This window comes from Vibrio sp. SCSIO 43155, assembly GCF_023716605.1.
GTDB classification, from domain to species: Bacteria; Pseudomonadota; Gammaproteobacteria; order Enterobacterales; family Vibrionaceae; genus Vibrio; species Vibrio harveyi.
The window spans coordinates 133,734-145,702 of record NZ_CP071853.1 but is presented as its reverse complement, the minus strand read 5'-3'; the positions used below and the strand labels follow the sequence as shown (position 1 = coordinate 145,702).

The 11,969-nt window shown below is 46.6% G+C and carries 10 protein-coding genes; 6 read left to right on the top strand and 4 right to left on the bottom strand.

The annotated features are described in order from the left end of the window. The first annotated feature begins 34 nt into the window (after window positions 1–34). The 6 genes from J4N44_RS17660 to J4N44_RS17635 all read left to right on the top strand — a co-directional run bounded on the left by J4N44_RS17660 (window position 35) and on the right by J4N44_RS17635 (window position 6,979). A complete protein-coding gene (locus J4N44_RS17660) occupies window positions 35–1,330 on the top strand; it encodes an MFS transporter (protein ID WP_045390635.1) in 1,296 nt (431 codons plus the stop codon). Window positions 1,331–1,431: 101 nt separating this feature from the next. After that, a complete protein-coding gene (locus J4N44_RS17655; RefSeq protein WP_009695897.1) occupies window positions 1,432–2,448 on the top strand; it encodes a nuclear transport factor 2 family protein in 1,017 nt (338 codons plus the stop codon). 177 nt (window positions 2,449–2,625) lie between these two features. Beyond that, entirely contained in the window at window positions 2,626–3,711 is a 1,086-nt protein-coding gene (locus J4N44_RS17650; protein ID WP_029788710.1) for a porin, read from the top strand. A 257-nt stretch (window positions 3,712–3,968) separates the two neighbouring features. Then, window positions 3,969–4,976, top strand: a complete 1,008-nt coding sequence (locus J4N44_RS17645; protein WP_005429187.1) for a LacI family DNA-binding transcriptional regulator — start codon at window positions 3,969–3,971, stop codon at window positions 4,974–4,976. A gap of 192 nt (window positions 4,977–5,168) precedes the next feature. Beyond that, window positions 5,169–5,798, top strand: coding sequence for a recombinase family protein (locus tag J4N44_RS17640; RefSeq protein ID WP_086370475.1), 630 nt, complete (start codon window positions 5,169–5,171; stop codon window positions 5,796–5,798). Continuing rightward, window positions 5,795–6,979, top strand: coding sequence for a multidrug effflux MFS transporter (locus J4N44_RS17635; RefSeq protein ID WP_005449604.1), 1,185 nt, complete (start codon window positions 5,795–5,797; stop codon window positions 6,977–6,979). The genes J4N44_RS17640 and J4N44_RS17635 overlap by 4 nt, the downstream gene beginning before the upstream one ends. Window positions 6,980–7,051: 72 nt before the next feature. On the opposite strand, the gene J4N44_RS17630 is transcribed toward J4N44_RS17635, so the two are convergent. The 4 genes from J4N44_RS17630 to J4N44_RS17615 form a co-directional block, all read right to left on the bottom strand. After that, the gene (locus J4N44_RS17630; RefSeq protein WP_049535339.1) at window positions 7,052–7,822 is read right to left on the bottom strand and encodes a YfdX family protein; all 771 of its coding nucleotides are present in this window, start codon (window positions 7,820–7,822) and stop codon (window positions 7,052–7,054) included. 22 nt (window positions 7,823–7,844) lie between these two features. Then, the gene (locus J4N44_RS17625) at window positions 7,845–8,786 is read right to left on the bottom strand and encodes a hypothetical protein (protein ID WP_017189872.1); all 942 of its coding nucleotides are present in this window, start codon (window positions 8,784–8,786) and stop codon (window positions 7,845–7,847) included. 541 nt (window positions 8,787–9,327) lie between these two features. Continuing rightward, entirely contained in the window at window positions 9,328–9,762 is a 435-nt protein-coding gene (locus tag J4N44_RS17620; protein ID WP_005449610.1) for an EamA family transporter, read from the bottom strand. A gap of 88 nt (window positions 9,763–9,850) precedes the next feature. Next, window positions 9,851–11,881 carry a TonB-dependent receptor domain-containing protein gene (locus J4N44_RS17615; RefSeq protein ID WP_252045531.1) on the bottom strand — a complete coding sequence of 677 codons (2,031 nt, stop codon included), beginning with the start codon at window positions 11,879–11,881 and terminating at the stop codon, window positions 9,851–9,853. Window positions 11,882–11,969 lie beyond the last annotated feature (88 nt).

Here is an 11,969-nt window from a genome sequence, read left to right as displayed (position 1 = left end):
AACAAATCCTAAGTGAAATAGAGGTTTATCGGTCATGAATGCCAAAAGACACATGAGCGAAGTTCCTATGATTCAAAGGGTAGCTGCCTATCTAGCGATACTGGTTGGTTACTTTTTCTATTGTTATAACTTTGTAATTATTGACTACGTACGCCCATACATCGTTGAAGCGTATGATGGTATTAGCCTGTCAGACACTGCCCAGTTCTATACATGGCAGTCGGTTGGTGCACTTATCGGTGCATTGAGCTGTGCTTGGTTCGCAACAAAATTTGGTAAGAAATCCACTCTTATTACCATCACAGCCCTAAACGGTGGCGCAACGATCATCAATATGATGTTCACCGACTACGCAACATGGGCAGCAATGCGTTTCATCATTGGTTTGTCACTGGGTGGTTACTTCACCGTGGCAGTAAGCCTAATGATCGGCCTATTTACGCCAACGGTACGTGGTAAGTTGACGGCATTCGCGTCTTCTATGTTCTCTGTAGCACTGATGGTAATGGGTGCCTATGCAGCGTTTATTGCAAGCATTGATGCACCATGGGAAAGCCTAATGCTTGTAGGTGGTATCCCACCATTGGCAGCCGCTGTGGTCATGATCTTTGTACTACCTAGCGACAGCAAAGTGATCGCTTACGGTGAAGAAGAGCAAGCAAAAGTAGAAGAATCAAATGCACCAGCGAAAAAAGGCTCTTGGGGCGAAATGCTAAGCAAGCCTTACCGTAAGATCACACTAACGTGTCTATTACTGGCTGGCCTTAACTTCTACGGTTTCCAATTCTTTGGTGGCTTCGTAACCACATACCTACGTGATGTACGTATGTTCGACGGTGCAACCATCGGTCTCATCTTCTCTATCTCAGCATTTGGTTCACTGTTTGGTGCGTGGTTCTGGGGTTGGGTAGCTGACAAATTCGGTCGTAAGGTGAACGCGTTTGGCTTCATCCTAGCGGGCATCATGGTTTCAATCTTCTTTGTTGCACCTGGCGACATGGTGATTGGCGGCCTAAACATGCTGGCTCTACTTGGTCTGATTTACAACTTCGGCCTGTCTTCTTCAGCGGTATGGGGTGGTTACTTCTCAGAACTGTTCCCAGCACACCTACGTAGCTACGGCGCGGCGCTATTCCACGGTGGTCGTATCCTCGGTATGTGGGCACCAATGGTACTTATCTTCATCCAAGAGCGTACCGACCTACAAACCGCAATGTGGGGTTCACCAATCGTATGGATCCTTGCTGGTCTTCTATGGCTATCACTGCCAGAGACACTAAAAGGCGGCGTGTTCGATAAGAGCAAAAAAGCCGAAGCAGCAAAAGCGTAACTGAATTTCAAAAACTCCGGCTGGCTCCCCGGCCGGATGAAAAAACTTAATTTCGAGTCCTGTTCCCAAAGCCGACTCGACAGCAAATAAGAGAGTTTATTATGTCTAAATATCAAGAAGCGAAACGCGTTGTACGTGAATACTTCAGCGCAATGGAAAACGCAACTCACGAGAACGTGGCAGAAGTACTAAAAGCACACACTTCAGAAGATTACCTATGGCGTGGTGTTTACCCATTCCGTGAGCAACAAGGCGCTCAAGCAGCAGCTGACGTTTTCTGGGCTCCTTTGATGAAATCAATGACTCGCATGCAGCGTCGTCAAGACATCTTCATCGGTGGTGAGAACGAAGTAACATCAGGTGAAATCTGGGTAATGAGCATGGGTCACTTCATGGGTCTATTCGACGCTGAATACCTAGGCATGCGCCCAACTGGCAAAATCATGAACATCCGTTACGCAGAATTTAACTGTGTTGAAAACGGCAAGATCACTAAGACTGGCATATTCCTAGACCTTCTAGGCGCGATGGACCAAGCAGGTTGTTACCCACTACCACCGTCAACAGGTAAGCACTTCGTATACCCTGGTCCTCGTAACCACGACGGTCTACTGTTCGAAGACGCAGCACCAGAAGAAGGCGTAGCAACACTAGCACTAGTGAACAAGATGGTTGATGACCTATCTGCACTAAACGACAGCGGCGCTATGGGCTGCCCACCAGAAGTTCTTGAGAAGAGCTGGTCTAAAGACATGATCTGGTACGGTCCATGTGGTATCGGTGCGTCTTACACAATTCCTCGTTACCAACAGCAGCACCAATTGCCGTTCCGTAACAACCTGAAAGACAAGAAGTTTAACGGCCACGTATGTCGTTTCGCAGAAGGTAACTTCTCTTGTTTCTTCGGCTGGCCAAACCTATCTAACACGCCAATCGGTGGTTTCCTAGGTATGACAGGTGGTGAAGTACGTGCAGACATGCAAGTGGTTGACGTTTACTACCGTGACGGCGACAAGCTATCTGAGAACTGGGTACTGATCGACCTTCCTTACTGGCTAAAACAGCAAGGTCTAGACGTGTTCGAGCGTACTCAACAGATCCTAAACCCTTCTCTATAAGAAGTCCTAGGGGCGGATTGTCAACCCGCCTTTATGTTGCCTGAATCCCCTCTCGGTTCAGGTGACATGCTCCCAACTCGTGCCTCAAGGATGGGGCACAACCTCAAGATAGAACCCTTATTCAAAACGGGCATGAACGCACGGTGGCTTTCTGCGCCCTGAATAATGAGATTGATGATGAAAAAGTCGACCCTTTCTGCAGTGATTTTAGCAGCGCTTACTTCTAGCTCAGCCTTTGCTGCACACACTTTTGTTAATGACGCTGGCGACAGCCTAACCATCGATGGCCGTTTCGATCTTCGCTACCAAGACCGTGGCGGTGATGACAATGGCGAATGGAACAGCGGCAGCTCACGTTTCGGTTTGAAAGGCCAAATGGGTCTGGATAACGGCTGGACTGGTTTCGGTCACGCGGAATGGGGCTACAACTCTGGCGCGAACGGCGACAACATATACGACCGTTTGCTATACGCAGGTGTTGAGCACGAAAAATACGGCAAAATTGCTGCGGGTACTAAGCAGTGGTCTACCTTCTACGACGTAGCATGGTACACCGATTTAGGTCGTGTATTTGGTACTCGTGGCTCAGGTGTTTACAACCTAGCTGACTGGGGTATCGCATCCGGTGCTGGTCGTGCAGAAAACTCAATTACGTACCGTAATTCAATTAATGAAAAAGTGAGCTACGGCTTTACTTACCAAACCACGCGTGAAGATGTTGCTCTAGCAAACAATGCGACAGCCTCACTGAAAAACGGCATGGGTGCGTCTATCACTTACAAACCGGTTGATGGCGTAACACTGGGTGCAGCTTACCATCAAAATGAAGTTGCTGATCTAGACGCAAGCGTGGTTGGCGTAGAAAACGGCGACAACATGCGCATCATGCTATTGGGCGCAAACTACAGCAACGGTGGCTTCTACGCGGGTGCGACTTTCCACGTTGGCGAAAACTGGGAAGCAGTGAGCCAAGGCGGTACGGACGTAATGTTCGATACCCTAGGTGGCGAAATCTACACTTACTACCACTTCGACAACGGCCTACGCCCAACGTTGAACTACAACTACATGGAAGATCGTGGTGACGAGACGCAAGGTTACGAGCGTAACTTGCTGATTCCTGGTCTTGAATACCACTTCCAGAAGAACAAATTCCTAGTTTGGACTGAATACCAGTTCGACCTAGGTAAAGATCAGTACGATGGCAGCAAATTCGAAAACCGTGATGATCAATTCGCGGCAGGTATTCGCTACTACTTCTGATAACCACGAGATAAGTTATTCCGGTTACGTAACTTATTCGATTTAGTGGAAATGGGAAATAAGAGCAAGCCTTACCTTTTTTGGGTAAGGCTTTTTTCGTATGCAAAACATGAAATGTGACTTGGGTACTACCCAAATTGCGCCACCAAAGACAATCTAACCCTTTATTTACTTAAATCTTGCTTATTTCTCTTTATGACTACGTACCTATTTGTGTTAACCTAGTCACAGTTAAACTGACTTATGAATCAACTCACATGAATCCTGCAAAACAAACCGTAACATCGAAGGACGTTGCCAAACTGGCTGGCGTTTCTCAATCTACTGTATCGCGTGTGTTTGTTCCGGGCAGCTCAGTATCTGAAAAGACCAAACAAAAGGTCTTCGAAGCCGCGAAAGCCCTAAACTACCGTCCAAATGCTTTTGCACGTAGCTTGACTACCAACGAATCTAAGTTGATCGGTTTGGTATTCCCAGATGCGGACTACCCTATCCACATGAAAACACTTCAATTGATTTCAAGTGAATTGCAGAAGCAAGGCTACTCAGCGGTGTTGATTCCATGGCAAGTGGATGATGAAGACAACCACTCGATCCCGAACATCTTCCAATACCGTGTAGATGGTGTCATTGCCGCTTCCGCTACCTTCAACAAATCACTGTATGAAGAGTGTGAAGAGTTCAATATCCCTATCGTTCAGTACGCGCGAGTCGTAGAAGGCACAAAGAGCAGTTACGTAATCAGTGACAACTACGAAGCTGGTCAACAAGCGGCACAACTGCTGCACGAAAGCGGGGTGAAAAACGCGGTTTACCTGACGGGTGAAGTGCCAACCTTTACTAACGACGAGCGCCAAAGTGGCTTCAGCTCTGAGTTTGAAGACTTAACGGGTAAAACACCACGCATCATTGAAGCGAGCTACGACTACGCAAGTTCGCTGGATAAAGTACGTGCGATGCTGGCCGATAAGAATCGTCCTGAAGCCGTGTTCTGTGCAACCGACAACCTTGCAATGGCGGTAATGGATATTGCACGTATTGAGTGTGGTATTCGTATCCCTCAAGATCTGAAAGTCATCGGCTTCGACAACATTCCACAAACGGAATGGTTGAGCTACCAACTGACCACTTTCCGCCAAGACTTCCGTCGCCTAGCGCGTGAGTGTGTGAAAATTATCGTTGATCAAATCAACAATAAAAACAGCAGCTTGGTGAAGATGATGGTGCCAGTCAAATTGATAGAGCGCAGCACCACCAAAGCCTAATCCCAGAGAAGCCAACCCAAGCGGTTGGCTTTTTTATTTCCGCATATCTTCTTTCTCTTGCCCCTCATCTTTTGCTTCTACTTCTAAGATTTCGAGCCAATGGTTCATTTGGTGTTGTGGTTACTAATGAACCTCTGTATATTTATGGACCATTACAGTATATGAACCAATCTCAAGAGACGCATTGCACCCATGGCTACCTTTCTCTATACGCGGCACTCGCCTAAAAACCGGGCTTACCCTGAGCAGCTCAACGCTTTGAAAGCCTTTGATCCTGAAGCAATTCACCTTGAGGACAAGGTACGCGGCTGCACACCACCAGCCGAGCGACAAGCCTTTCAACAACTCTTAACTACCGTGCAAACCGGTGACACCGTTGTACTTTGGTGGCTAACCGCCTTTGGCCGAGACTTCAGCCAAGCACTAAGCACTATTCAAACTCTGCTTAATAAAGGCGTCACCCTAAAAACGGTTTGTGAGCCGTTGACCTTTGAACCAGGTTCGGTACAAACACAAACCTTGATCTCACTGCTTTCTGGCTATGGGCAAGTCCAAACTCAACACCGTCTATTTGCCGCGGAACAAGGTCGCAAGGCGCTCAAAGACAATCCACAGATGTGGAAGCAGAAATTCCGAGGCCGTCCGGCAGATAAAGCAAAACATCAACACATCGCGACGCTATTGTTGGAAGGAAACACGCTCCAAAGTGTCGCAGAGCAATGTGATGTGAGCCTATCGACGGTAAAACGGGTGAAAGCCAAGCTAAATCAGTTCGATGAAGAAGGGAGCCTACGTCGCCGCGGTGATGGTGAAAAGTCATGAGTCGAGCATTCGAATTTAAAACCATCTTGCTAGCTTGTTTGATCATCAGCGTTGGTCAACTCAGCATGGGCTTGGTGTTTCCATCATTGCCTTGGATCGCGAAAGACTTTGATATCTCCCTCGACCAAGCTCAGCTATTGGTAAGTGTTTACTTACTTGGATTCGGTCCCTCTCAGTTTATCTACGGCCCAGTATCTGATGCACTAGGTCGTAAAAAAGTCCTACTGACCGGCTTGTTGATTGCTATGCTCGGTCTGTTGATGATCATCTTCTTCAGCAATACCTTCACTGGTATGGTGATGGGGCGTTTTCTGCAAGGTCTGGGAACAGGTTGTTGCGCCGTATTAGCTCGTGCATCCACCCGTGACCGCTTTAGTGGACCAGAGCTGCCTGTCGCCCTTTCCTACATCGCAATGGCTGCGTCTATCACACCATTAGTTGCCCCCGTTATTGGTGGCTTCATTAACGCCCACTTCGGCTGGACCATGGTGTTTATTTCACTGCTCGGTTACGTCTCACTAGCTTGGATTGTTATATTGGTACGCTTTAAAGAGACCATCACGCAAACCTCCCCACTGCCATCACCGAAAAAAATGCTGCTGCAGTATCGTGATCTGCTGACTTCTCGTTACTTCATGAGTTTTGCCAGTATCGGTTGGCTTAACTTCAGCTTGATGATCACCACTGTTTCGGTAATGCCTTTTATCATGCAAAACCAAATTGGCATGACATCTGATCAATACGCGATGTGGGCACTGATTCCTGCATTTGGCATGATTTGCGGCACCAGTATTTGTAACCGTGTGCGCCCAATCATCGGCACGAAGAAGATGCTACTGGCGACGCCTATCCTGCACTTAAGCTCCGCAGTGTGGCTGTTCTTTTGCCCAGTCGAACCGCTATATTTGATGCTTGGTCAACTGCTGATGATCTTAGGCAATGCGATCGCTCTACCTTGTGCTCAAGCCATGGTTATGCAGCCATACAAGAAGCAAGCAGGAGCGGCGGCTGCCATGTCGGGCGGTGGTCAAATGGTGGTGTCATCCTTGGTCAGTATGGCGCTCGTGCAGCTCGGTTTGAGCCAAGCGTGGCACTTGTCGTTAGTGATTGTGGTATTCGCGACAATTACATTGACCAATATCTTGCGAGGCTTTGCAACTGAGCAGCCTTCAGAGCAATAGCAAGGATAGATAAACAAAAAGACAAGTTAATTTTGCTTAGCTTGTCTTTTTGTTTTTTAAAGCAGGAACAAATTAATCGTTATTTTTCTTTGCGTCTAAGATAGCTTGAATACGAGGATGCAGCTTATTACCGTGCTCATGTTCGTATTCTTCACGCTTTAAGTCCGTCATGCTTTTCACCGAGTGAGTCGGTAAAGCAATAGGTGCTGTCGTGAGCTTTCCTTTCTCAAGCAATTTCATCGCCTGACGGTAGTATTCACGGAATTTCTTTAAAATCAGATGCTCAGGCAGTCGACGTAGCTCGTAGAACTTGCTTTGCATTAACCACAATTCAATATCGTCATTTGGCGTGCGTGCCACGACTCGGTTTAACGCATCCTCCAACTCAGATTCCGTTGGTAAATCTTTCAATACCACCAATTCACCCATAATTGGCGGCCATCGGTCCCCCGATTGAAGACGCTCGCGACAGTGCTGGATAATTCGCACTAGCTCTTTATCTGTAAGCGAATCCGCGAAATCTAAAAAGCGACCTGTTGGACGTTTACCGTAGCTTTGCACCCATGTTGATTCATAGATACTAAAGAGCGTACCAAACACCTCATTGCATCGATCGCTCGCTTCTTGAGTAACGACAAGCGCTTGCTCAGAAAACGTCGGCTGTGGTTCAGAGCCAATGGGTTGCTCCCAGCTTGTGCTAGGTTCATTTTTCACAGTAAGAGATTGACTGGTAGATACTTTATCTTTGTTCAAGTGATCCACGTTAGCTTCAATACCAAGTTCACGAAGTCGACTTTCGAATGACGAAAAGTCCACTTTTTTTGGTTTTTTAGAATAGCTCATAGCTTCTATCTCTTTGGGTCAATTAGAAGGATGGTTTCTTGCCTTGCTCTCTCAAAAATTGTCTAAATTCTTCAGAAGGGCTGACATGCTTATCTCGAGCACTGCTGTGCTGTTGATATCTCGCTTGTTTTTGGCGATCTTTTTCCATCCACTGCTTCTTCAAGTTAATCGAATATCTTAGCTTGTTGACGAATTGGGTAACAGGACCAATGAAGTTTGCCTGCGTTTTTTGGTACAACACGAACTCTTTCCAGAATACACGTAAATCCATATCTAAAGCAGAGTGGTGCAGCTCTCTTTCCGCCCAGTTTGGAATTGTGTTTTCATCGAGATCGTAGGAGTTGAGATAACCATTATTTAGACGACTGCTACTTTCAACGTTTCGATAACTATTTGGCGCTGCTGGTTCTTCGGCTTGGTGGTTACTGGTTAGTTTTTCTAAACGCCCAGTCCGTTTACTTTCTTCAAGCCAGTTTTCAAAATTGCGCTCCAACCTTGAAATGTTGACATTGCCCCGACCATTTTGGCGAATAAATTCACGCCAAACATCGTCTCTATAGCTTGCCGGAACCTTATAGAAATCACATGTTTTATTTGCCCATTGCGGCAAGCCAGCTCCTTCTAACGTCGTGATCGACGGTTTCTCTGTCATTGGCGCGGCTTGTTGTACCGATGGTTGAGGCGCAGATTGAGAATCGGAGTCTAATGTGAGCTGACATGAATGCCTCTCTACACTGCCTTCGCGTGTGGTTCGCCCCATCGCGAGCAAACCTTTTTGCGATAAAGCAAACAAGATGCTACTTAACTTGAACTCTTCGCACAGACACTCTTGTGTAATATCACGCAAGACAAACGATGCTTGTCCATCTGCGCTTGCGATGTCCGATAGTTTTAGAAGAACCAGCTTCTCTTCAGCACTAACGTTGTGTGCCTGCCAAGCTAAATAGGTGTGTTTATAACTCATGTAATACTCCCAAGTTGCCCGCAGATTTTACTAAGATGCTACAGAGAAGAAAACAGATAACTTTTACTCCATCACTTTCATTGATGGTAAATCACACGCTTTTCAACATTAGCTTGAGCAAATGCGCAACAATCCTAATTAGTTATATACCCAAGTGACTTCAAGATGCAGGATTCAGAGCGTTGTCATTGATTCGAGTTCAAGGAAAACAACACAGCGTAATAGCCAGCTATTTCCAAGTTGTTTGACGCAGAAAGCGGGGCAATGACACGCTCCCGAAGGGCGAGCTGTCTTGGCTTGTATACTTTGTTGCCGATTCTTGATTTAGAGTGACTAGATCTTTAAATCGTCGCCGCGTCTACAAACCAAGTCATTCTCGCTGAACCTAGCATCTCGAGGTTACTTGGGTATATACAACGCCGTCCGCGCTGTGTCTCTGTTGGGTAATGAGTTGGACAGTTTTATACTTGGAAAATCAAAATAAAACGCCCACTTAAACAAAGTAGGCGCTGTTATTTTCAAACCATGTTGGAGGTTTCAACTAAGAACTTTGCAGGCTTACCAAAATCACGCCAGCGGTGATCAAGCCAATCCCCATCCAGTTAACCATACTGAGCTTCTCTCCCAGCAAAACCACACTGAAGATCGCAACTAACACCACACTCAGCTTGTCGATAGGTGCAACTTGAGAAGCTTGCCCCAATGACATAGCGCGAAAGTAACACAGCCATGATGCGCCGGTTGCTAAGCCCGACAACACCAAAAACACCATACCTTTGGTCGAGATCTCACCTATGGCACTGAATTGCTTAGTCGCGTAAGCAATCAAACCGACTAAAACAAGGATGACGCAGGTACGAATAAAGGTCGCCAAGTCTGAGTTGATATTGGCGACACCCAGTTTGGTCAATACTGCAGTCATCGCTGCGAACACAGCTGACATAAGCGCCCAAAATAACCAAGAAGTTTGTAGCATTGCCTTTCCCCATTCATCCCTAAAAGCAAAAAAGGCGTTGCAGAGTATACTGCAACGCCATGTGTTCGAATCAGTGTCTCACCAGAGCTTAGAAGTCTGCCGTCATACCAACGTAGTAAGTACGTGGCGCTTCTACATAGCCGATGTTCTCTAGTTCTTTAGATACACGTTCGTCAGTCAGGTTAGTGATACCCGCACGAATACGCAGCGCATCGCTCACATGATAAACCGTGCCTAGATCCATTGTGGTGTAAGCATCTTGAGTTAACTCTGAATCAATCTTACGCTCACCACGGTAGCGCGCGCTAGCAAACAGGTTCAAATCTTGAGTTGGGTACCAGTTTAATCGTGCAAACGCAGAGTGCTTGTAACGCTCGTTCAACTCTTCACCTGTCGACTTATCTTCAGTATCCAGATAAGTGTAGTTACCTGACATCGCCCATTGCTCGGTAAACTGAATGCTACCGGTCAGCTCCACACCTTGAATTACCGCTTTTGATACGTTTTGGTAAGATTTGTACGGGTTAGACAACTCACGATCGATAGGGTCACCATTGTCATCGATACAGCTCATCACCGCACTCGACCATGTACCCACTTCACAGAAGATATCCGTTTGTTCGATCAGGTTTTCGATTTCGTTACGGAATACCGCACCTTCTAGGTTCCAGTTACGACCGCTGTACAATGCCGAGAACTCATAGTTAACGCTGGTTTCTGCTTCCAGATCTTCGTTACCTACGATGTTACAGTTGCCCTTACAGCTGTTCATCGAGAAGTCTGGATGGTTTTGCGTCATGGTTGGTGCTTTAAACGCTTTACCCACACCACCTTTCAATACCAAATCATCCGTTGTTTGATGTACTAGGTACACACGCGGACTGAACTCTTCACCGTAGTGTTCGTGCTTATCCAAACGACCACCAATCGTTGCCGTCAACGTATCGGTCATTTCCCATTGGTCTTGAACGAATACGGCACCTTGGTATGCCTCTGCTTTGTTGCCCTTAATATGCTCAGGGTTCGTAAGTTGGCTAGTTTGGTAATCCACACCAAAGGTTACTGTGTGGCTTTCACCTAGATAAGTCGTTGCTGACGCCTCAAAGATTTGTGTAAGCTCTTCAATTGAATCAGCACCATCGTTTGCCGCTTCAATGTTCTCTACGTTTTCACGTGAGTAACGAACTTGCGTATCACCCCAAGACCAAAACCCAGTGTGCGATAACGCTTGGCTGTTACGTTTAACGCGAGATTCAGAGTTAAGCACAGTCGTTGCACTTTCAGCCGCCGTATCACGTTCATCATCGCTGTAACCAAGATCTAAGTCGATGAATTGGTTATCAGCCAAATGCCAAGAAAGTGTACCGAACATCGCTAAACTGTCACGACCTTCAAGAGCAGTAATTTCTGAACGGTCGTAATCTTGACCTTTCACGCTCTTAATTCCTGTGTACGGCTGCCATGCATTGCGGCTAGTTTGAGAAACCGAAAAACGAGCAAATAGTGTGTCGTCAATCAGAGCGCCAGATGTAGTCAAACCTACGGTGTATTCTTGACCGCCATTGCCATCATTCGGCGATGTGTTATCTAGGCTAAGCTGTGAGCTCCAATCGTTGTCTGGCGACTTGGTGATAATGTTAATCGTACCGCCCATGCCGTCTGAACCATAAAGCGCCGACATAGGACCACGGATGATCTCTACTCGCTCAATTGAATCCATTGGGATCGCAGAAAGATCAAAGTCGTTACCACGTACAATCGCACTTGCTGAACTCATGCGACGACCATTTACCATGATCAATGTGTACTTAGAATCCATACCACGGATAGAAATTTGCTGACGACCGGCACGTGTGCTGTCGAAGTCTGACTCCACGCTGGTTGCATTAGACACGATGTCTGCCAGCGTGATGCCCGGATCGTTTTCGATATCTTCAGCGGTGATCACCGACATAGAAGCTGGTGCGTCTTTCAGCTCCATCTGGGTACGAGTTGCTGTTACAACAAGCTGCTCATCAGCTTCGATTGGCGTTGTATCAGCAAAGACAGAAAAAGAAGTACATAGCGCACCGATCACCACTGCTAATGGTTTTGGCGCAAACGGAGTCGTCTTCGACATGGTAAAAACCTATAAACTTTAATGGAACTTATAATGATAATGGTTCGCATTAAATAGCCTTTAATTAACAAAGACAAGCAACCGAGCA

What these genes read in the sequence shown, in the direction of transcription:
- J4N44_RS17660 (WP_045390635.1), top strand. Translation starts at nt 35, where the DNA reads ATGAATGCCAAAAGACACATGAGCGAAGTTCCTATGATTCAAAGGGTA.
- J4N44_RS17655 (WP_009695897.1), top strand. Translation starts at nt 1,432, where the DNA reads ATGTCTAAATATCAAGAAGCGAAACGCGTTGTACGTGAATACTTCAGC.
- J4N44_RS17650 (WP_029788710.1), top strand. Translation starts at nt 2,626, where the DNA reads ATGAAAAAGTCGACCCTTTCTGCAGTGATTTTAGCAGCGCTTACTTCT.
- J4N44_RS17645 (WP_005429187.1), top strand. Translation starts at nt 3,969, where the DNA reads ATGAATCCTGCAAAACAAACCGTAACATCGAAGGACGTTGCCAAACTG.
- J4N44_RS17640 (WP_086370475.1), top strand. Translation starts at nt 5,169, where the DNA reads ATGGCTACCTTTCTCTATACGCGGCACTCGCCTAAAAACCGGGCTTAC.
- J4N44_RS17635 (WP_005449604.1), top strand. Translation starts at nt 5,795, where the DNA reads ATGAGTCGAGCATTCGAATTTAAAACCATCTTGCTAGCTTGTTTGATC.
- J4N44_RS17630 (WP_049535339.1), bottom strand. Translation starts at nt 7,822, where the DNA reads ATGAGCTATTCTAAAAAACCAAAAAAAGTGGACTTTTCGTCATTCGAA.
- J4N44_RS17625 (WP_017189872.1), bottom strand. Translation starts at nt 8,786, where the DNA reads ATGAGTTATAAACACACCTATTTAGCTTGGCAGGCACACAACGTTAGT.
- J4N44_RS17620 (WP_005449610.1), bottom strand. Translation starts at nt 9,762, where the DNA reads ATGCTACAAACTTCTTGGTTATTTTGGGCGCTTATGTCAGCTGTGTTC.
- J4N44_RS17615 (WP_252045531.1), bottom strand. Translation starts at nt 11,881, where the DNA reads ATGTCGAAGACGACTCCGTTTGCGCCAAAACCATTAGCAGTGGTGATC.